Below are 20,614 nucleotides of genomic sequence, written 5' to 3' on the forward strand. Positions count from 1 at the left end.
CGATCCATAGGTATGCTATGGATCGTTATAGACATAGATACCTCTACACCTGTGAGATAGCGCTCCACACAGCTTGTCTGTGTGGCAGTCCGACACCTATTCGATGCCGCCCCAGCCCAGCAGGTTACGGTTTGCTGCTGAACTTCGGCGAAAGACCCTTTCCTATAGCATCAACGAACCGCTTCTCCGCTAAAGTACTATTGTATTTCGCGCCTCTACCCCACCTCCGGCTAGAGATGAGGTTTCACTATATTAACTTTTGAACTGGTGTTATTATATTTTATTTAGGATATTATTTCAACCTTGTTAACTACAAAATATTGTATACACTTACGGCAAACCGATGTCTTTATTCATAATTCAAAATTGTTGAGCATTAACTAATCTTACTCTGCTCCCTTACCAACGCATTGGCCCATTTGCCACAGCGGTCGCCCCAGCGGGCGATGGTGATGGCTTCTTCGTTTATTTCCACCACTTCACACATATTGGGGCAACCGTCACATTCGAAACTGCCCACGGCAAAATTGACGTCTGCGATACCAAAGCCTTTAAATTTGGTGGGTTGCCCCTTGGCCACCGCTTCTTTGGCCAACAGCGCGGCTCCCATAGCCCCCATGACATCGTAATTTTGAGGAATAATTACTTCCAGTCCCAGCTCTTTTTCAAAGGCCTTTCTCATGCCAACATTGGCGGCAACACCACCCTGAAATACCACTGGGCCCAAAATTTCTTTGCCCTTACCTACGTTATTCAAATAGTTTCTCACCAGCGCTTCGCAAAGCCCTGCCACTATGTCTGGCAGTTCAAAACCCATTTGTTGTTTATGAATCATGTCCGACTCGGCAAAAACAGCACAGCGCCCGGCAATGCGCACCGGAGTGGTACTTTTTAAGGCTAATGTGCCAAATTCTTCTATCGGTGTGTTTAGCCGGCTGGCCTGCTGATCTAAAAAGGAACCAGTGCCGGCTGCACAAACTGTGTTCATGGCAAAGTCCGCCACCACACCGTTGCGCAGTATAATTATCTTTGAATCTTGGCCACCAATTTCTAATACCGTTTGTACCCCAGGTACCTGCTGGGATGCAGCAACAGCATGGGCGGTGATTTCATTTTTAACCACATCTGCCCCCACCATCACTGCCGACAAATGACGGGCACTGCCAGTGGTACCCACTCCTTTAATCACTGTACTGATTGGTAGATGTTGCGCAAGTTTCTTTAAACCCTGTTGGACAGTTCTTATTGGTTGTCCCTGGGTGCGCAGGTATAGATTTTCTAATACCTGATTGTCTTCATTAATTAATACAATATTGGTACTGACCGACCCCACGTCTACTCCTAAATAACCAATCACTGCAAAAATTGCCTCCTCTAAAAATTTATCTAATTAGCTTTAAATTCTCTTTTTCTGGTGAGCAAATCCACAAAGGCTTCTAACCGGGTAATCATCCCTGCTTCACCGGAGTGTTCATCTACAATTAAAGTCATTACCGGCATAGCCAAAGCATCCCCCACCTTTGGCAGAATGCTTTGGGCCACTATTTCTGGCATACAGGTAAAGGGAAATAATTGAATTGCCCCGTGGTATCCCCGCTTAGCATAAACCGACACGCTGCCAATGGTTTCTAATCCGTGGCCACCCACAAAGTGATTAAGAAATGGGGCAGCACTTTGGCAGTACTCCTTGGTGCTGCGGATGCCCTTTAACAGACCCATAAATAAATGATCATTAATCCACTCACTTAAATAAATGGATCGATCCACTTCCACTCCCAGTCGGCCTAAATGGCGTTCAATGTTTAAGTTGGAAAAGGGGTCTAGCAGTGTATAGATTTCGCCTATCAAGGCAATTTTAATCACCGGTCGGTTTGGATCGATGGCTACACTGTTCATGATATCTTTGCTCCGCAGCAGGGCCAATTGCAACTGCTGTGGGCTGGCGGCGTTATCAATTTCTTTAATTGCCTTTGCCAAAGCACGGTCTGTCTCCCCTAAAACCAGCTCCCGAGGCCTTATTTTAAAGGACATTAATTCCACTTCATCAACCGCTCTACTTTTTTGGTAAGCAAACCGGATGGCTTTAATCACCTGCACCCAAGACTTATTACCGGTTATTTTGCGAATGCGGGTGGTTAATTCGCTAATGTGTTTATCCGGTGGTTCCAATACCACCATGTTGTAATGGTAACCTAGATCCTTTAGAATGGCGTATTCCACCTGAGCATAATAGCCGAAACGACAGGGGCCACAGCCACCAATCATTATCAAAGTATCGGCACCAAGTTCGCTGGCTTCAATCATGTTGCCCAAGTTAAGTTTTAAGGGCATACAAGCAAATTCCGGGCCGTATTTAGTGCCTAAGGTTAGGGTGCGCTTGCTGGTGGGCGGCGGTAATATTACCTCAATGTCTAAATACTCCAGCAACCCTTTAACACACACATATAGATACCCCATATGGGGAAAGGTAACTTTCATTTTTCCCTCCAAAATAAGCGTTTGTTTAAAACAAATTTCAGTACTAGCTAATAAATTGTTTTTTTGGGGAGTTTTTCCAACGCACCATATCCAAAAATGCCTCTAGCCTGGTGATTACCCCCGCTTCTCCAGTGTGTTCGTCCAGAGTTAGGTTTAAAAAGGGCAACTTGGTGCTACCCCGAATGTTTCTTTCAATCAGTTCTCCCGTCATTGAATCCGGTCCACAGCCAAAGGCAGCAATATGAATGATGCCGTCAATATCTTCACTTTCGGCATAATGATATCCGGCACCGATCATGCGTTGGCCCAAAGTCCAAAACAGTTTTTTGGGCAATCGGCCAGCCTGGTGGCGCACTTCATCCTCTGACAGGTGATCCGGGGTCACCACCACTACCCCCATGCTCTGCAACCGTTTTATAATATTCATACTAATATAGGGGTCATAAATATTGTATGGATGTCCAATGATGGCAATGTTTAAATCACCACAGGGTTTAACTTGGCTGGCTTTGGCGCTCCGATCATACATTATTGACATTGCCTCTTCTGGCAGATGGCCCTTTAACAGCAATTGGTTATACTTTGCCAATGCCCTTAGACCTTTGTGATAGGCTTGCCGCACCTTAATAGGATTGCCGCTAAATTTCTTGCCCAACTGTTTATATGCCTGATCCACATTATGGCGCTTGCGCATAAAACTGATGGTGGTATCAATGACCGCCGGTAATCCAACAATATTTTGCCTGGCCATATCCGGGAAACCTAAAAATTTGGGACAAATATACTCTTTGTAAGCAACGCTGACCAGCCTGGGGATAAATATGTAATCAACAGGTTTATCTGCTAAATTTTTTACGTGGCCAAAGGCCAACTTTACCGGCAAACAAGCCTCATCCACAGTATTTTTAATGCCGCTGTCCAATATGCCCTTGTTGCTCTTATCAGAAAGCACCACTTCGCAGCCCAGTGATTCAAAAAAATCTTTCCACAGCGGATAGTAATAATAATATAAGAGGGCTCTGGGAATGCCCACCTTAACGGACATATATATACCTCCTTAAAACACATCTTTCCCTATTATGAACAAAATTTAGCCAAAATATCCCATCCAACTAAACTTTCACCATTTACTATTAAGCTACATACCCTATTACCGAGGGGGTGAAATTATGAGCGGTTGCGGTCACGGGCCAGGTTATGGCTATGGCGATAACAGTTTTATTGTTTTCTTAGTTTTGATTCTGCTTCTTTTGGGGACTCCCCAACCATATCCACCTTGTCGTTAATGCAAAAAGGGGCTGTTGCAAAAACTTGCAACAGCCCCTTTTTGTATTGTTAATAACGACACCGGCTGAGAACAAACAAAGGTTGCCCTTTTTTGTGATTATTTGCCCTTGGGAGGCTTTTTAGATTCTTCCGGCTTTCTAGCCGGTGCCAGCCTCCGTTGTTGGGTTGATTGTCGAATGGTTTGCTGGGGTTTTAAAATACTGGGCCGATGATTTTGTACCGAAACCGGAGTACGGATAAAGATTGTTTTTAGCCCTTTAAAATCAAAGGGAATCACCGGCCACAAATAAGGGGCACCAAAGGACTTGGTGGATGCCAGCAACGCTAACACAATCATGCTGGCCACTAGGAATCCCGGCAGTTGAAGAGCTGCCACCGAGAGCAACAGAAATAGACGCACCAATCGATTGGCCCATGACAATTCATAACTGGGGGTCAAAAATACACCCACCATGGCCACCGCAGTATACATCACCACTTCGGCGGTAAACAACCCCACCCCGACAGCCATGTCACCTATTAGCAGGGCGGCCACAATACCTAAGGACGTGGCCAACGGCGTCGGCGTATGAATAGCCGCCAGTCGAATCCAATCTATGGCCAGCTCAGCCAATAAAAACTGCCCAATTAACGGTATTTTACCGGGGTCATTGGGACCTATAAACCTTAAACTGGGCGGTAACAGATCCGGCTGGATAGCAAATAAAAACCAAAGTGGCAATAGGAATATCGAAGCCGCTATGCCGATGTATCTGGCCCAACGCACATAAACACCCACCGTGGGGTTCTGCCGGAACTCTTCGGCATGTTGCATATGATCCCACAGCGTGGATGGCGCTATAATAACACTGGGTGATGTATCCACCATCACCAAAACCCGACCTTCCAACAAATGCACTGCCGCCACATCAGGCCGCTCGGTGTAACGCACCTTGGGAAAGGGATTCCAATAGCTGCCCGGCGTAATTAATTCTTCCACCGCCTTTTCTGCCATCGGCAGGCCATCGATATTGATGGATTTAACCCGTTCTTTAACCTGCGCCACCATTTCAGGATTAGCGATATCTGCTATATAGCCAATCACAATGTCGGTCTTAGAACGGGCACCACTCTGCATCACTTCAAAACGCAACCGGGGATCGCGAATACGACGGCGCAACAGAACGGTATTCAGCAAAACCGTTTCTACAAAACCATCCCGGGATCCCCGAACCACCTTTTCTAAATCCGGTTCTTGGGGTTGACGGCCGGGGTAGGTGCGAACATCAATAATTAATGCTTGGTCCTCGCCATCAACCACCAGTGCCAATGGGCCGGACATCACATTGTTGATAATGGTGGTGAGCTTGCTCTCCGCCTGCACTTGAATATGGTTGATATGTTCACTGAGCAACTTTTGCAGCGTATGTAATGAAATATCTTGTCGCTCAAGTTGATCAAGGTTGCGCAATATCAACGTCATTACATCATCTTTAACCATGCCGTTGATGTAATATAGCGCAATTTTCTTGCCAGCCACCGTCATTTTACGGCAAATCAAATCATAACTTTTACCCACCCCCAACTGCTCATTAAGGGTTGTTATATTGTCATCTAAGTGTTTGGAAAGCGTTGCTTCATCAGTTGCTGCGGCCATTGCCATAATAACCACTCCTCTCTAACACTTCTTGCAGCGCCTTGGTCGTCACAGGGGAGCCAAAAACAGCGTCATCAGCACCATGCATTTTACCCACATCGCCAATACCAATAACCACCGGAATATCTAAATCCCTTAGTATTTCCACCGTGTCCCCGCGCAAACCGTACTCCTTTGAACAGCGATGGCCGTCCTTGTCCACCGGGCCATCAACCACTCGGCAGGTACTGGTTATAGATTCGTTTACATCAATGCTTTCTAAACCTTCGGTATTGGAGGCCACTGCCAACACACCCAATACTTCAATATTGGGGTGTGCGGCAATTTGTCTAAGGGCCCTTTCTCCCGCCCCTTCACCTCGCCAACCACGATCATCCACCATCACCACCACTGGATCATAGGGGGTTTGTAGTATTCGTTTAACTATTTCTCTGCCGGATAGTTTAGTCGGGTTACCTGCTGAAGAAGAAATACAGCGGGCCCCAATATTTCTGGCGGCCACCTCCACTGCATTTTTTGCCAGAGTATCACCATCGGTAATAATGATTACTCTCCTCTTTTCAGTCAAGTTATCACCTCCAACAGCGGCCCGTTGCCAGTTCCTAGGTTATTATGCGTTTCTAAAGGTCTTTTAATGCAAAAAGGATGCGTTTCGCATCCTTTCTTAAGATTCATTGGCCACTAATTGGCGCAATTTTTTTAGTGCTTGCCTCTCTAACCGTGATACCTGAACCTGGGAGATGTTTAATCGGTTAGCCACTTCGGCTTGGGTTAAATCTTCAAAAAAACGCCATAAAATGATTTTTCGATCCCGCTCAGGCAGTCTCATCAGCAACTCCTTGACCGCCAGTTGCTCTAACCACGGATTGTCGCCTTCTTCATCACTTTTCAGTTGGTCTAAAATATAAATTGGGTCACCATCGTCCTGGTGCAATGTTTCATATATTGAGGTGGGAGATTGGGCAGCTTCCAGAGCGGTGACCACTTCCTCCCTGGTACAGCCTAAATCCTCGGCAATTTCACCAATGGTCGGTTCTCGACCCAGTTTAGTGATCAGTCGCTCCTTAACCATTTGAATGCGGTAAGCAGCTTCTTTTAAAGATCTGCTTACTTTAACGGGATTGTCATCCCTTAAAAAGCGCCTGATTTCCCCCACTATCATCGGCACAGCATAAGTAGAAAACTTAACATCATAACTAAGGTCAAACTTGTCTATTGATTTCATTAGCCCAATGGTGCCAATTTGAAAGAGGTCTTCCAATTCATAGCCGCGATTTTGAAACCGCTGTACTAAATTAAAGACAAGTTTTAGATTGCAGTTTACTAACCTATCCCTAGCCTCTTGATCCCCGGCTTGGGCCTTAGTTATTAATTGTTTCATTTCTTCATCTTTAAGCAAAGGAAACCGAGGCAGGTTCATTTCCAGCAGTCTACCGCTCATTTTTTTCTCTTACCGCCTTAATGCTCCGGATTTACCGCAGCTAGTTTTGCTTTTTTAAACATGTTAATGGATGTACCTTTACCCACCGTAGATTCAACCTTTAGTTCATCCATAAAGGATTGCATAAATACAAATCCCAAACCCATTCTATCCTCGGCCGAAGAAAAGGCTGGTTGCATAGCTTGGTCAACATCCTCAATACCACGGCCATTGTCCTCCACTAATATCTGCATGCCGGTCTCAGTTAGGGATACTGTCAATTTAATAAAGTGCTGGGGTTCATTGTTGTAGCCATGCACTATAGAATTTGTTACCGCCTCAGAAACAGCAACTTTTATTTCCTCCAGTTCATTTAACGTATAATCCAACTGTGAAGCAAAGGCTGCCACTGTCACCCGGGCAAAGGCAACATTTTCAGCAATACTTTTAAACTGCATTTTAAATTGGTTAATTAGTTCCATCGCACTCACTTCCTTTTACACAATTTTTTCCAAAGCCTCTACTTCATCGTTGTATTCACTAATAATAGTTAATAAACCAGATAGTTCAAGTATTCTCCTTACTTGGGGTTGGGGATCAACGATGGCCATCTTGCCACCAAATTGAGAAATGCGCTTGTATCTCCCCAGTATTACCCCTAAGCCAGAGCTGTCTATGTAACTGACATCGGTAAAGGTAAAAACTATATTCCGTACCTGTTCATTTTGAATAACTGTGTCCAATTCTTTGCGCAATCTGTCGGCAAAGCTAAGATCAAACTCACCTGATAATCTGGCCAAAAGTGTATAGTCATTCACCGAAATTTCCCACTGCATCACAGTTCCTCCAGTTTTACACAATATTGTTTATTTCTATTTCTATTAACAACCATTATTTTCCTGCCATATATTACCACAACATCTGTCGAAATGCAAAAAAGGGCTGTTCTTAGCCGGTGGCGCACGTCCTATGCGCCACCCTGCCTCCGACAACCTCCTTCGCTAACTTCGGTTCGCTGCGCCACTATATGTCGTTCGCCACCTGCAGCAGGTGTTGGGTTTTTCAATTAACTTTTTATCTAAAAAGCAACGGCAAAAGACACCTGGATGTCGTTATTAACAATACATTTAGAGGCTGTTGCAAAGTTGCGCAACAGCCCCTAAATTTTTCATCAAATTTACTTGTTGTTATCCATCCCAAACATGCTGTTGATCACTTTACCCATCAACTGAAATGGAGATGCCTTGGCCACATCGGCGGTGGCCACTAAATCCACCTGGGAAAGTTGTTGGCCATCCTTGGTCACAGTATAACTACCCACCACTTGCCCCTTTTGGATGGGAGCGGACAAATAGTCCGGTAGCTTCACCTCACCTTTAATACCTTTATCGCCACCGCGGGGCACCACCACAGACACTTGCTCTGCAGTGACCACTTCAATGGTGTCAACCATTCCCTTGCTCACCGGTAAGGTTTTAATTTTTTGGGCTTCTTTAGCCAACACCACCGACTGATAACGGGCAAAGCCATAGTTAAATATTTTCATAGTTTCTCTAAAATGGCTCTTTGGTTCGGGACACCCCAACACCACAGAAATTAGCCGCAGATCATCCCGCTCCGCCGATGCCGCTAAACAATATTTGGCTTCATTGGTCCAACCAGTCTTACCGGCATCGCAACCACGATACCATTTAAGCAATTTGTTAGTGTTCCAGAGTTTAAATTCACCGCCCCGGAGGTCATATTCATAAATGTTAGAAACTTTTCTAAACAATGGGTAGTTTAGTGCTTCCCGCAGAATTACCGCCATATCGCTGGCGCAGGTGTAATGATTTTCTGCTGGCAATCCGGTGGGGTTAGAAAAATGGGTATTGTTTAAACCCAGTTCTTTGGCCTTGTCGTTCATCATTTGAACAAAGGCTTCTTCACTACCAGCCAAATGTTCCGCCACCGCCACACTGGCATCATTGGCTGACCCGGTGGCAATGGATATCATCATCTCCTCAAAGGTCAATTCTTCTCCTGGTTCAAGGTATATTTGCGAACCACCCATGCTATAGGCATGTTCACTGGTGGTGACCATATCCGATAAATTAACCTGACCCTTACTATGTGCCTCACAGGCCAGCAGCATGGTCATTAACTTAGTAACGCTGGCCATTGGCAACTTTTTATCAGGATTTTTACTAAACATCACTTGCCCAGTGTGGTAGTCCAGTAAAATAGCTGATTCAGCAGTTGTTTCCAACACAGCACTGGCATCCCCTGGTTGTGGCACTGCCCAAGCTGTTGAAACCAATCCCAATATTAGTACTAAGGTTAAAAATATTGATACCAATTTTTTAAACATTTCCGGTCCCCCTTTTGAAAAATAAACACTATCCTCTAGAAGGTATTATGTTTCGCAGGGGGCAACTTAATGTTTAGTACTTTTTGGAAAAGCACCTTGGCACTGGCATTTAAGAAAAGGTCATTTTAAAAAAACGGCATCGGCTATAGCGAACGTTGTTGGGTTTCAACTGAAGGTATTAAAAGAGGCTGTTGCATAACGTTTTGCACCAGCCCCTTTATGTATTGTTAATTAATAACGACACCCAGGTGTCTTTTGCTTAGTTTAATTTTTGTTTTATTGTTGAGATAAAGGTTACGGCAAACTGATAATCTATTAGTTAAAAAAGCTGGGGTTTTGCACCGTTCGCTAAGCTATTTCTTCGCAGGCCAAAACTTAGCGCTCAGTCTGCTGGCTCCGGCGGGTTCCCGGCAAGTTCGTCGTCCATAACTCAGTTGCCGGCCGCGCACGTCCTATGCGCGGCCCGCCTCCGCCAGCAGCCTTTGCTTAGTTTGGCACTGCTCATCCATACGCCGCTCACTATGCAAAACCCCAGCTTTTTAAGTCACTTATACCCGTTCTGACTTAAAGCATCAATCTGTGTTTCAGGGTATAATTACGTTCTTTCAAAAAATTATATGGTGCAGTTTGTTGGCGCAGCACGCTACCTATAAAATACGTCAGAGGTGCATCAAAAATTAGCACCTCTGACGCATTAACAGAACCTGTCTAAAAACAATTGAGTTTATTTTAATATATCTTTTGCAAAGCTGGTGCCCACATTAAAGGGGATGCCAAAAATATCCGCTATGGTGGCCGCCACATCGGCAAAGGTCTGACGAACCCCGAGATTGATTCCGGGCTTTACTTTAGAACCATAAACTAACAGCGGTACATATTCCCGGGAATGGTCTGTGCTAGGGGTTGTGGGGTCACAACCGTGATCAGCGGTAATAATTAAAATGTCCTCATCCTTGAGGGCAGAAATTAATTCCGGTAGCCGACCGTCAAACTCTTCTAAAGCTCTGGCATAACCTTGGGGATCATTGCGATGGCCATAGGTTTGGTCATATTCTACCAAATTGGTAAAAATTAGCCCTCGGCTATCACTGCCCAGATAGGCTAAGGTTTGGTCGACACCATCCATGTTGGTCTTGGTGCGAGTGACATCGGTCACGCCCCGGCCAGCAAATATATCTGCAATTTTACCCACAGCCATTACCGCCAAATTGTTTTCAACAAGTAAATCCAGCACAGTGGTTTTAACTGGCAACAGCGAGTAATCATGGCGGTTGGTGGTTCGTGTAAAACTTCCTGGCTCTCCAATAAAGGGCCGAGCAATCACTCTACCCACCGCCAGTTGCCCGGTAAGCATCTCCCTGGCAATTTCACAAAAGCGATATAACTCCTCAACAGATATAACCTCTTCATGGGCGGCAATTTGAAAAACGCTGTCCGCCGAAGTGTAGACAATTGGTTTACCGGTGCGCACATGTTCCGCACCTAATTCTTCGATTATAGCTGTCCCCGAGGCCGCTTTATTGCCTAAAACCTCTCGACCAATTCTTTTTTCAAACTGCTCTATAAACTCCTGTGGAAAGCCGTTGGGGAATACCGGAAATGGGTTGTCCAATATAATTCCAGCCAACTCCCAATGACCGGTGGTGGTATCTTTTCCGGCTGATTGCTCTTGCATTTTGCCATAACATCCAGTGGCATTTTCCACTGCGGGCACACCTTCAATGGGTGCAATATTGCCCAACCCCAACTGGGCTAAGTTGGGTAAGTTTAGCCCTCCCACTGCCCAGGCAGTATTACACAAAGTATTGCTACCCTGATCACCGTATTGGGCGGCATCCGGCAGTTCACCAATGCCAACACTGTCCAACACGATAATGGTAATGCGATTAATATCATAATTAGCCATTTAAATACTCTCCTTAAGCCCTTGGATGCGTTTGTGAATATATTTCTTTTATTCTGCTTTTGGTCAAATGAGTATAAATTTGGGTTGTGGTAATATCAGCATGTCCTAACATTTCTTGCACCGAACGCAAATCGGCGCCATTTTCCAACAAATGGGTGGCAAAGGAATGGCGTAAGGTATGGGGGGTGATCACTTTGCCGATTTTTCCCTTGCGGGCATATTTTTTAATAATCTTCCAAAATCCTTGGCGCGTTAAGCGTTTGCCATGCTGGTTGACAAAGAGCGCTTGCTCATCTTTTTTACCCTTGGTTAGTTTTACCCTGGCAACTGCTACATATTCTTTTACATATTTGCCGGCGATTGATCCAAGGGGGACAATCCTTTCTTTAGACCCTTTACCAAAACAGCGGATGTAACTTACTTCCAGATTAACATGTTCAATATCCAATGAAACCAACTCTGATACTCTGATACCAGTGGCATAAAGCAACTCTAACATCGCTTTATCTCTAAGACCTGCGGGAGTATCCACCTGGGGCTGGTTGAGAAGCTTTTCTACCTCTTGAAAAGTTAGCACTTGAGGTAAACGTTGGGTTAGTTTTGGCGATTCTAAATCAGCTGCTGGGTCAGTGTCAATCAATCCTTCGCTGAGCATAAATCGGTAGAGGGTTTTTAAAGCAGCTAATCTTCGGGATATGGTGGCCGGCGCCCTACCGGCCTTTTGTAACTGCATTAAGTAGCTGATAATATTGTTTTTGGATGAATCCACCAATTTATTTATTCCCTGTTGTTTCAAAAAATTAACGTATTGATTAATATCTATTTTATACGAAGACAACGTGTTTTGAGAAAGCCCTCTTTCTACAGCAAGGTAGTGAAAAAAATCTGTAACTATTCTCTCCACCCCTACACCCCCTAAAAACCAAAAAGTAGTCTTACAGCTAGACTACTTCCACAAAAATTTCACAAATCCTCTGTCAATTTCATGTTTATTCCCCCCGATGATAATTTTTTAGTTTGTTAAGTAAACCATTAAACCAATCACCGGCACGCTTTTCTGCCTCTTGATGATCACCATAGACAGATATATTATTTAACTCCACCCTCACCGCGTCCCCTTGGGGAGGCTTATCTTCCATATCAATGGATTTTACCGTTTCCCACAGTTGCACCACCAAGATGATCAAAATGGCTAAAACAAATAACATCCTCAGCAACTGCATCATTTTATCCTTAATTTTTTGCATCACAACGATAAACACTTGTTATCCCTCCACACCAGCCATTAACCACCAAACATAGCAGCGGTACTTTTTATTAAGTATGGGGTTAAATATGTTTCCACAAAACTAGCCCCCACCGCTACGGCACATACAGCTAACAGTATCAAATTATAACCGATAAAACTGGGCCAGATTGCCAACTTAGAGTTGAAAAACCTTTTTACCAATAGCACCGAAAATGAAAGTGATGCCACTGTAGCTATCAATAAAGCGGGAACATAGAAAAAATTGTGAGGCAAAATAGATACCAATGCCAGTATTACACCCTGCCAAGCCTTTTGTTTGGTGAGAAACCCGATGGCAAATCCAATGGCAAACCCTCTAACAAACAGTAACAGCAAAATCATCGGTATACCGATAACCGTTAACCCCAGCAGATAGATGACTACGATCACACTCAAATTATTAATGGTACTGGACTTTACTGCCTGCTGGGCGTCGATGCTCAAACCACCAGCTTGTTCGATAAACATATTCAAATATTCATTTAACTCCCCCGCCTGATCTGCCTTTAAATAATCCAATGCCAACACACCCAGAACACAACCAAAGCCATAGGTAACTACTACAATTAGTAAATAAATCCAGTTGGCACGCAGTGAGGCTAAGCATATTTTACTAAGTCTAGACATTATAACGCCCCCTGTGCATAAACCTGTCCATACATGTTATGCGCAGGGGGCGTTTTGTATTACCAGGTGGTAATAATTTGCTTAATTATATATTCTGCCGCCAAAATATCCTCAAGGGAGTTGGCAGATGCTGCCACCACAGCAATACCAGTTTTTAGTTGTCTAGCGGTGGCCACCGCCCGTTCTACACCGGCATTGGCCGGTGCAACGCCTTTTTTCTGCATGGTGCGGGCCACAGTGGCGGTTAGTACCGCCGGTGCCCCAGCGGTTACTGCCGCATCAAAGGCTACACCGCCGGTGCCAGTGGCAGCCACCACAATGCGGCCCCTTAGGTCGGTTAATTTTGCTGTTTCAGAGCCAATATTGGGCAATACTGCACCCACCCGGGAACCGGACTTTTCTATCCCCTTGATTAATTGGGAAACACTGCTTAACCTTTCGGCATCGGAACCCACCCGCGGTTCGGCAATGACCACAATATCTGTTTGTTCGGCAACAGCCTTATTACCGGCTATAATGCCAATCTGTTCGGGGTTGGTGGCCACCGGACAGCGGGCGTTATCCGGTGCAGCACCAAATATCGCCAGCGCCCCGGCATCTAAAGCAGCCTCACAGGTGGTGGACATATCAATCAGATCTACCACCACCACTACCTGCCCGTTCTTGGCAGCCGCCGCCGCACCACTGGCGTTAACGGTCAACATGACAGTGGGAAGCATATAAATTCCTCCAACAGTTAATCATAACTTTTAATGTTCCATCATATATTGAAACACTTAATAAAATAACGTTAGGGGGATAATTCTTTGGGAATCACAGATGTTTATATTAATAAAAACAGTATTTTTATCTTTGGCAGAGTAAAGGACTTACGCCAAATCCTTGCTGAATACAGCAAAGAGTATAAAACAGTAACTGAGTTAATCCATGCCAAATTAAACTAATTGCCCCCGTAAATTCATTGGTGCTCAATCAAATAACTTAGCGCTATAGATACCGGCAGCGCCAGCAGCCAGGAAAAACTCCCGATCCTGTTCCACCGTTCGACCCATGGTGGTTACTTTAATGCCGGCGTCACTCAATGCTTGCAGCGCTGAATCAGCATCAACCTGTACAATTTGATGTTTATTGCTAATACCACTGTCCCGCAACTGATTAGCCACCAATTGATTTTTAGACTGTTCCATCAAGGGAATGGTTACGGTACACTGGGCCAAAGCCACGTCACCTAGAGCTGTCCTGGTATGATGACTTAAACCCCGATGGCGCTCCCGGGGGTCGGCAAAACTAATTCTCGGTACCGCCACCGCTCGACCTTTCAGTGTATGCACAGCGTTAACCACCTGCCCCTGTTCCAATCCAGTGTAGCCATATTTGGAACCTGTGCCAACAATGCCAGGACCCATGGCCACCACTGCTATATCAGCTTTAGCCACCGCCCGGGCCGCTATCAGGCCACTATAAATATTTACCGCCTCATAGTCGCCCCCAAAGGCATGACCACAGGTGATGGTGCTGTGGATCATGTTTTTTCCCTTTAATAGCTTGACCATTCTGCTAAAGGCCATCGGCAGGGCCGCTCCATCGGTCATCACATAGGCAACCTTTAGTTTGCCATAACTCTGTCGGTGAATGGCGGCAGCCACCGCCGGCAACATACTGTGCAACGTAGCCACCACCACCGGCATACCGGCCAGTGATGTGGTCCGGCCCATGATGTCTGCGTAGGGACTGTCATCTTCTTCAACAGACAACACCTTGACCTGACTAGGGGTATAGCGCAGTTTCATAATATGACCAGCTTCGGCTGGATCAACACTGTGGTTATTTATGTTAGCAATGACAAAATGGTTGCCGCCGGTACCTAATTTTTTATGGACAGCGGTGGTGTTTAAAATCACCTGATCACCAACCTGTACCGACCCGGTTAACTGCGTGTAATTTACCGCCCTTTGCTCAAGTCCCTCCACTGCAACCATTAGGTCAACCACATCAGCGTGCTGGGTTAGTATTTTCGTTACCCTGCCCTGCCTGATACGAATCAATAATATCACTCCAATATTTACTTGTTGGTTTCTTTAACTATCTCCACCACAAATTTCGCCACCTGACACATATCCGCTATTTTAATATTTTCATCGGTGGTATGCACTTTGTTCATGCCAATGGCGATATTAGCACAGCAAATACCGCGACCATTAAAGACGTTGGCATCACTGCCACCGCCGGTACTACCCAACACCGGTTGCAAACCAAGATTTTTCGCAGCAGCAACAGCGTGTTGTACAACTTGGTCCCCTTGGCTTAGGTTAATGACATCATATTCCTTTTCCACGTCAATGATTATTTCAGCCTTGGCTGCATCGGCCTCCTGTTGTAGCAAATCACACATGTGTTTAGTTTGGGCAGCTAATTTTTCAGGATTGAGACTACGGGCTTCGCCAGAAATATATACATTGTCCGGCACTATGTTGGTGGCTTTGCCCCCTTGGATAATGCCAATGTTGGCAGTGGTCTCTTCATCTATTCTGCCCAGGTTCATTTTGGCAAGGGCTTTGGCCGCCACTTGAATGGCACTAATCCCTTTCTCCGGAGACATTCCGGCATGGGCAGCTTTTCCCTTGATGGTGGCACTGATGGCATTTGATGTCGGTGCAGTTATAATCAGTTTTCCCGGGGCACCATCACTATCCAGTACATAACCCATTTTAGACTTCACCTTGCTATAGTCCAATGCCTTAGCACCTCTGAGACCGCCTTCCTCCCAAATTGTAAAGATTACTTCCAGGCCACCATGTCTAACGTTGTTTTCTTTAATGCACCTAACGGCCTCCAGTATTACCGCAACTCCAGCTTTGTCATCTCCTCCCAGCACGGTGTCTCCTGCAGAGGATATCACCCCGTCATTGATTACAGGTTTAACACCTATCCCCGGTTCCACCGTGTCCATGTGGGCACTTAACATTAACATCAGACCGGCTCCGTCCCCGGGTAGGGTGGCGATGATGTTACCGGCCGTTGCCCCCACCTGACCACCGGCATTATCTTCGTAAACTTCGAATCCTAAATCAGTTAACTTTTGCTTAAGCACATCGGCAATTGCTCTTTCCTGGCCTGACGGGCTATCAATCTGTATCAATTCTAGGAATTCTTCCACCAACCGCTCGCGGTTAACCATCTAAATCACCTCATTTAATAATCAAACTCCACAGAAAAATGTTAGCACTTATTTATAATTGTGTCCACATTTTGCTAGACATAACAATACGGGGGCGATAAATCACCCCCGCATTGTTACTATTTTTAAACTGTATACTCCGTTGCCAATTTAGCCCCCCGCTCCAACGCCTCGCGGTTTGCCGGAATTAGATTATGTCTTCTGGGCGGCAGCACTTTTTTCAAGGATTCAACCACCGAGTCGATGGTCACTATACCAGTTAATTGAATTAACGCCCCTAAAATCACGTTGTTCGCCACTTTAAGGTTGCCAATTTCTTCAGCAATTTTATTGGCAGGAATTTTCATTACTAAAACATCTTGGCGTTTGACATCAAAATCCACCAGCGATGAGTTAATTAAAATTCTGCCATTGGACACCACCTGGTTTTCAAACTTTTCTAAAGAAGGTCGGTTCATTACAATTAATGTGGATGGTTCCGTTACCAGTGGTGAACTAATGGGCTGGTCAGATATGGTAACTGCACAGTTTGCTGTACCGCCACGCATTTCCGGACCATAGGATGGATACCAGGCCACATGCTTATCTTCGGTCATACCGGCTTGGGCCAGAAGTTGGCCGGTGGATAAAACCCCCTGTCCACCAAAACCCGCTATTAATACTTCTTCTAACATTTAATCCACCTCCGCTGGTGATTTAAATACACCCAGTGGATAGTAAGGAATCATATTTTCTTCCAACCACTTCAGTGCTTCATTGGGGCTTAGTCCCCAGTTAGTTGGGCAAGAGGATAACACTTCCACAATGGCAAATCCCAAACCATTAATTTGGGCCATAAAGGCCTCTTTGATGGCCTTTTTAGCTTTGTTTACATGGATGGCATTGTGTACTGACACCCGGGCCACATATACAGCACCATCCATTGTGGCCAGCAGTTCGGACATTCTAATGGGAAACCCGTTTAGCTCTTGGTTACGTCCCTGGGGTGTGGTGGTGGTTTTTTGACCCAGCAGTGTGGTGGGGGCCATTTGCCCCCCGGTCATGCCATATACTGCATTGTTGACAAAGATGGTGGTGAATTTTTCCGACCTGGCGGCCGCATGCACTATCTCAGCGGTTCCAATGGAAGCCAGATCTCCGTCACCTTGATAGGTAAACACAATTCGGTCTGGCAACGAACGTTTTATGCCCGTTGCCACCGCTGGCGCCCGACCATGGGCGGCCTCAAACATATCCAGATTAAAATAGTCATAGGCAAAGACAGCACAACCAACCGGAGCCACACCAACAGTATTGTCAGCAATACCCAGCTCATCAATCACTTCTGCCACCAAGCGGTGAATAATGCCGTGGGTGCATCCCGGACAGTAGTGAAATGGCTTGTCAGTAAGCACTGATGTTTTTTTAAATACTTCTTTAATCATTACTGTTGATCACCTCCAGCCAGTTTTTCTATTTCTGTTAATACATCGGTCACCGTTGGCACCATACCTCCGGTGCGACCATAAAAATGCACCGGACATGCTCCATTTACAGCCAAACGGACATCCTCAACCATTTGACCCATACTCATCTCCACCGTTAAAAATTCTTTGGCTGTGATTGCTGCCTGGGCCATTACCTCTGTGGGGAAAGGCCATAAAGTAATGGGCCGAATTAAACCGGCCTTTATCCCATTGGCCCTGGCCTTTTCCACCGCTGCTTTACAAATCCGAGCGGCAGTTCCGTAGGCCACTAAAACTATTTCCGCCTCAGCCAGTTGGTACTCCTCCCAAAGCTTTTCTTTGGCAGCGATCTCCGCATACTTGGCAAATAGTTTTTGATTTAACTCCTCACAGACTTCGGGAACTATGTATAATGAATTAATGATGTTGCGCTCACTCCGTCCCCTTAGGCCGGTGGCAGCCCAAGGTTTTGGCAGTTGTTCTACTTCCTTCATTTCGCCAAGTTCGACCGGTTCCATCATTTGCCCTAAAACACCGTCACCCAGTACCATTACTTGGGTTCGGTATTGATCCGCCAAATCAAAGGCTTTGGCCATCATGTCAATGATTTCCTGCACCGACGCCGGTGCCAACGTGATTAATTTATAATCCCCATGACCACCACCTTTGGTGGCTTGAAAGTAATCGCTTTGGGATGGCGCAATGTTACCCAAACCAGGGCCACCGCGCATCACATTGACGATAACACAGGGTAATTCCGCCCCTGCCATGTAGGATATGCCCTCTTGCATTAAAGAAAGACCAGGACTAGAGCTGGAAGTCATTACCCTTACCCCGCTGCCGGCGGCACCATACACCATATTGATTGAAGAAACTTCGCTTTCCGCCTGTAAGAATACCCCTCCCACCTCTGGCATCCGTTTAGCCAAGTAGTGGGGTAGTTCGCTTTGGGGAGTAATGGGATAGCCAAAAAAATGGCGACAGCCAGCTCTGATTGCACCTTCGCCTATGGCTTCATTTCCTTTCATTAGTACCTTACTCATGCCTCCGCCACCTCCCTAACCACTGTGATTACAACATCAGGACACATTCTGGCACACATGGCACAACCCTTACATTTTTCTTGCTCAGTCACTGTGGCGGGGTGAAAGCCCATGGCATTAATATGTTCAGCCAAGACAATAATATCTTCCGGACAGGCAGCAATGCACAATTCACAACCCTTGCAGCGCTCTTCACGAAATATAACTCGGGCCAATGCTCGTCTCCTCCTTTATGCTTAGTTAGTTATAAAAATTTATTGCATTTCTTCTTTTTTCCATGGTGGTAACATGTAAAATTCTAACGGCAATATTGGTGTAGATAACCCATACTCTAACAGCTGCGGCGCCAATTCTTTTTTAACGGCGGTGAAGGCAATGGGAAGCTCTAAAATAGCTGACACTTCTCGCACTAATTTATCTCCAGCCATAACCAAGTCACAATCTGTTTCTGGACCTAGGTTGGTATTATTCACCAATGCGGTGGCTTTAAGGCGGGAGGTGGTTTCAATGGTCTTTAACATCGTTAGGATGTCATCTAATGTTGCCGTTAAAGGGCGGCAGGTATTGATGACAAAATATAAATTAATCCTCTCGGCAGGCAATAACGGCTTAAATCTACCTAACGCAATGGCGCCCACATCATCGCCACCCACATCACAGACACAAAAACCATTCTCAACCTGCAATGCCCCTTTGATGGCAGGAGAAAGGGCCGGGACATCGGCATTTGCCAAGTGGGGCGGTGGACAAACAACGTCCAGCCCTTTATCAATTAAGCACTCCTTGGCCAACCTAGTACGAAAATATGGATTGATAATATCCAAGTCAACTAGACTTACTTTTTTTCCCCTTTGAACCAAGCCTTCAGCAAAATTTATCGCTATTTCTGTTTTCCCGCTGCCCAAATTGCCAGTAAATATTGTCACCGGGCGACTATTAAAATTCAATCTAACACCTTCCCTCGGCAATCTGACATCCATTATTGTTTGAGTAATCAGTTCTTCGACACTTTTCAGAAAATACCTGCTAATTATTTCTAACAAAAAATGACCAAATACCGACAGTTGGTATTTGGTCATTAATCTCTGCCTAATTTATCTAAATAGTTTAAAAGACGGTTACCAGCTATTACCTTGGTTAGCGAGTACTTTTCAGTAAAGATATGAAACGCTATTAGAAATATCAGGTAACAAATTTTAGCAACATCGCTAAAGCACCATGCTGCTGCTGTACCAATGGCTATCCCTAAAGCATTTGAGCCGGTGTCACCCATCATGGTCTGGGCTTTTAAGTCCCAAGAAATGTATCTTAACACACTGCCCAACAACAACGCTAACGGCATTAGATTGGTGTTTTTCCAACCAATAAATATAATAATACCGGCCAGTAGTATAAAGCCTTTACAGGCTCTGCCCGGTCGCAAATCTAACAGATTAACGGCATTTATTGACAGAGCTATAATCAAGGTGTCAGCCACAATTAAAGCAATTACTCGCCATTCAAAGGTGGCGGATATATGGCCCGTCAAAGCAATGAGAAAGGCCAACAATCCTCCAGCCAACGCCTTTAATGCCCCAGTGGTCAGTTGACCCTTTAGCAATGCTTTAAAATGGCCTTTTAAACCGCTGGCCGCCCTAGAACCCAGCGCATCATCCACCAGTCCCAAAAAGGTAATGACCGATATTGCCAACATAAAAAGCAAACCATTATTGCCCAGCAAATTCAACATTAGTTGACTTAGCGTGCAAGCAACCAATGCGGTAATTAAAAAAATAAAACCCACACCCACTGGAATTGGGTCACCTTTATAATTGGGTCTGACAAAACCAGATTCCCGAACCATTTCCACAATGGGTGGCATAATAACCATTGTGATAATAAAACCAATGATGATATTTAATAGTAATAGAAAAGGAAAGCTTACAGTGGCTACTGAAAGCAACAAAAACACCTCGG

General features: G+C 45.3%; 23 protein-coding genes and 1 riboswitch. Of the genes, 1 reads left to right on the plus strand and 22 read right to left on the minus strand.

Translation table 11 applies throughout. From position 1 onward, the window contains the following. Positions 1–49: 49 nt before the first annotated feature. Positions 50–226: riboswitch (Lysine riboswitch) on the minus strand. A 150-nt stretch (positions 227–376) separates the two neighbouring features. The 14 genes from V6C27_07575 to V6C27_07640 form a co-directional block, all read right to left on the minus strand. Beyond that, positions 377–1,357: an acyl-CoA dehydratase activase gene (locus tag V6C27_07575; GenBank protein MEG6616283.1), complete on the minus strand. Its 981-nt coding sequence runs from the start codon at positions 1,355–1,357 to the stop codon at positions 377–379. A 29-nt stretch (positions 1,358–1,386) separates the two neighbouring features. Next, positions 1,387–2,478: a CoA protein activase gene (locus V6C27_07580; protein MEG6616284.1), complete on the minus strand. Its 1,092-nt coding sequence runs from the start codon at positions 2,476–2,478 to the stop codon at positions 1,387–1,389. Between the two features lie 43 nt (positions 2,479–2,521). Beyond that, a complete protein-coding gene (locus V6C27_07585; GenBank protein ID MEG6616285.1) occupies positions 2,522–3,523 on the minus strand; it encodes an acyl-CoA dehydratase activase-related protein in 1,002 nt (333 codons plus the stop codon). Positions 3,524–3,862: 339 nt separating this feature from the next. Next, positions 3,863–5,401 (minus strand): spore germination protein, encoded by a 1,539-nt coding sequence (locus V6C27_07590; GenBank protein MEG6616286.1) that lies wholly within the window; start codon positions 5,399–5,401, stop codon positions 3,863–3,865. Continuing rightward, a complete protein-coding gene (locus V6C27_07595) occupies positions 5,385–5,969 on the minus strand; it encodes a stage V sporulation protein AE (GenBank protein ID MEG6616287.1) in 585 nt (194 codons plus the stop codon). Before V6C27_07595 ends, V6C27_07590 begins: the two co-directional genes overlap by 17 nt. Positions 5,970–6,065: 96 nt before the next feature. Further along, on the minus strand, positions 6,066–6,842 hold the full coding sequence (gene sigF / locus V6C27_07600) for an RNA polymerase sporulation sigma factor SigF (protein ID MEG6616288.1): 777 nt from the start codon (positions 6,840–6,842) through the stop codon (positions 6,066–6,068). Between the two features lie 17 nt (positions 6,843–6,859). Next, on the minus strand, positions 6,860–7,303 hold the full coding sequence (gene spoIIAB / locus V6C27_07605; GenBank protein ID MEG6616289.1) for an anti-sigma F factor: 444 nt from the start codon (positions 7,301–7,303) through the stop codon (positions 6,860–6,862). A 15-nt stretch (positions 7,304–7,318) separates the two neighbouring features. Continuing rightward, on the minus strand, positions 7,319–7,657 hold the full coding sequence (gene spoIIAA, locus V6C27_07610) for an anti-sigma F factor antagonist (protein ID MEG6616290.1): 339 nt from the start codon (positions 7,655–7,657) through the stop codon (positions 7,319–7,321). Between the two features lie 341 nt (positions 7,658–7,998). Continuing rightward, the gene (locus V6C27_07615) at positions 7,999–9,171 is read right to left on the minus strand and encodes a D-alanyl-D-alanine carboxypeptidase family protein (GenBank protein MEG6616291.1); all 1,173 of its coding nucleotides are present in this window, start codon (positions 9,169–9,171) and stop codon (positions 7,999–8,001) included. Positions 9,172–9,895: 724 nt separating this feature from the next. After that, positions 9,896–11,077: a phosphopentomutase gene (locus tag V6C27_07620; GenBank protein MEG6616292.1), complete on the minus strand. Its 1,182-nt coding sequence runs from the start codon at positions 11,075–11,077 to the stop codon at positions 9,896–9,898. Positions 11,078–11,090: 13 nt separating this feature from the next. After that, positions 11,091–11,981, minus strand: coding sequence for a site-specific tyrosine recombinase XerD (xerD, locus tag V6C27_07625; protein ID MEG6616293.1), 891 nt, complete (start codon positions 11,979–11,981; stop codon positions 11,091–11,093). A gap of 85 nt (positions 11,982–12,066) precedes the next feature. Then, a complete protein-coding gene (locus V6C27_07630) occupies positions 12,067–12,339 on the minus strand; it encodes a hypothetical protein (GenBank protein MEG6616294.1) in 273 nt (90 codons plus the stop codon). A 23-nt stretch (positions 12,340–12,362) separates the two neighbouring features. Then, positions 12,363–12,992: a stage II sporulation protein M gene (spoIIM, locus tag V6C27_07635; GenBank protein ID MEG6616295.1), complete on the minus strand. Its 630-nt coding sequence runs from the start codon at positions 12,990–12,992 to the stop codon at positions 12,363–12,365. Positions 12,993–13,051: 59 nt separating this feature from the next. Beyond that, on the minus strand, positions 13,052–13,711 hold the full coding sequence (locus V6C27_07640; protein ID MEG6616296.1) for a hypothetical protein: 660 nt from the start codon (positions 13,709–13,711) through the stop codon (positions 13,052–13,054). A gap of 87 nt (positions 13,712–13,798) precedes the next feature. Between V6C27_07640 and mciZ the strand changes: the two genes are divergently transcribed. Beyond that, entirely contained in the window at positions 13,799–13,936 is a 138-nt protein-coding gene (mciZ, locus tag V6C27_07645; GenBank protein MEG6616297.1) for a Z-ring formation inhibitor MciZ, read from the plus strand. Between the two features lie 24 nt (positions 13,937–13,960). On the opposite strand, the gene V6C27_07650 is transcribed toward mciZ, so the two are convergent. The 8 genes from V6C27_07650 to V6C27_07685 all read right to left on the minus strand — a co-directional run bounded on the left by V6C27_07650 (position 13,961) and on the right by V6C27_07685 (position 20,603). Beyond that, entirely contained in the window at positions 13,961–15,037 is a 1,077-nt protein-coding gene (locus V6C27_07650) for a DUF3866 family protein (protein ID MEG6616298.1), read from the minus strand. A gap of 17 nt (positions 15,038–15,054) precedes the next feature. Then, complete coding sequence (locus tag V6C27_07655; protein ID MEG6616299.1) at positions 15,055–16,170, minus strand: M20/M25/M40 family metallo-hydrolase; 1,116 nt, start codon at positions 16,168–16,170, stop codon at positions 15,055–15,057. Between the two features lie 125 nt (positions 16,171–16,295). Beyond that, a complete protein-coding gene (locus V6C27_07660; GenBank protein MEG6616300.1) occupies positions 16,296–16,844 on the minus strand; it encodes a 2-oxoacid:acceptor oxidoreductase family protein in 549 nt (182 codons plus the stop codon). Next, entirely contained in the window at positions 16,845–17,594 is a 750-nt protein-coding gene (locus V6C27_07665; GenBank protein MEG6616301.1) for a thiamine pyrophosphate-dependent enzyme, read from the minus strand. It lies immediately after the preceding gene. Next, positions 17,594–18,658 (minus strand): 3-methyl-2-oxobutanoate dehydrogenase subunit VorB, encoded by a 1,065-nt coding sequence (locus V6C27_07670; protein MEG6616302.1) that lies wholly within the window; start codon positions 18,656–18,658, stop codon positions 17,594–17,596. The genes V6C27_07665 and V6C27_07670 overlap by 1 nt, the downstream gene beginning before the upstream one ends. Continuing rightward, a complete protein-coding gene (locus tag V6C27_07675; protein MEG6616303.1) occupies positions 18,655–18,873 on the minus strand; it encodes a 4Fe-4S binding protein in 219 nt (72 codons plus the stop codon). The genes V6C27_07670 and V6C27_07675 overlap by 4 nt, the downstream gene beginning before the upstream one ends. Before the next feature lie 39 nt (positions 18,874–18,912). Beyond that, positions 18,913–19,737, minus strand: coding sequence for a hypothetical protein (locus V6C27_07680; protein MEG6616304.1), 825 nt, complete (start codon positions 19,735–19,737; stop codon positions 18,913–18,915). Then, positions 19,737–20,603: a hypothetical protein gene (locus V6C27_07685; protein ID MEG6616305.1), complete on the minus strand. Its 867-nt coding sequence runs from the start codon at positions 20,601–20,603 to the stop codon at positions 19,737–19,739. Before V6C27_07685 ends, V6C27_07680 begins: the two co-directional genes overlap by 1 nt. Positions 20,604–20,614: the final 11 nt, after the last annotated feature.

It is taken from the genome of Peptococcaceae bacterium 1198_IL3148 (assembly GCA_036763105.1).
Taxonomy (GTDB): domain Bacteria; phylum Bacillota; class Desulfotomaculia; order Desulfotomaculales; family Desulfohalotomaculaceae; genus JBAIYS01.

Coding starts and splice junctions, on each gene's coding strand:
- V6C27_07580 (MEG6616284.1), bottom strand. CDS start 2,478: ATGAAAGTTACCTTTCCCCATATGGGGTATCTATATGTGTGTGTTAAA.
- V6C27_07585 (MEG6616285.1), bottom strand. CDS start 3,523: ATGTCCGTTAAGGTGGGCATTCCCAGAGCCCTCTTATATTATTATTAC.
- V6C27_07590 (MEG6616286.1), bottom strand. CDS start 5,401: ATGGCCGCAGCAACTGATGAAGCAACGCTTTCCAAACACTTAGATGAC.
- sigF (MEG6616288.1), bottom strand. CDS start 6,842: ATGAGCGGTAGACTGCTGGAAATGAACCTGCCTCGGTTTCCTTTGCTT.
- spoIIAB (MEG6616289.1), bottom strand. CDS start 7,303: ATGGAACTAATTAACCAATTTAAAATGCAGTTTAAAAGTATTGCTGAA.
- spoIIAA (MEG6616290.1), bottom strand. CDS start 7,657: ATGCAGTGGGAAATTTCGGTGAATGACTATACACTTTTGGCCAGATTA.
- V6C27_07615 (MEG6616291.1), bottom strand. CDS start 9,171: ATGTTTAAAAAATTGGTATCAATATTTTTAACCTTAGTACTAATATTG.
- V6C27_07620 (MEG6616292.1), bottom strand. CDS start 11,077: ATGGCTAATTATGATATTAATCGCATTACCATTATCGTGTTGGACAGT.
- spoIIM (MEG6616295.1), bottom strand. CDS start 12,992: ATGTCTAGACTTAGTAAAATATGCTTAGCCTCACTGCGTGCCAACTGG.
- V6C27_07640 (MEG6616296.1), bottom strand. CDS start 13,711: ATGCTTCCCACTGTCATGTTGACCGTTAACGCCAGTGGTGCGGCGGCG.
- V6C27_07655 (MEG6616299.1), bottom strand. CDS start 16,170: ATGGTTAACCGCGAGCGGTTGGTGGAAGAATTCCTAGAATTGATACAG.
- V6C27_07660 (MEG6616300.1), bottom strand. CDS start 16,844: ATGTTAGAAGAAGTATTAATAGCGGGTTTTGGTGGACAGGGGGTTTTA.
- V6C27_07665 (MEG6616301.1), bottom strand. CDS start 17,594: ATGATTAAAGAAGTATTTAAAAAAACATCAGTGCTTACTGACAAGCCA.
- V6C27_07670 (MEG6616302.1), bottom strand. CDS start 18,658: ATGAGTAAGGTACTAATGAAAGGAAATGAAGCCATAGGCGAAGGTGCA.
- V6C27_07680 (MEG6616304.1), bottom strand. CDS start 19,737: ATGACCAAATACCAACTGTCGGTATTTGGTCATTTTTTGTTAGAAATA.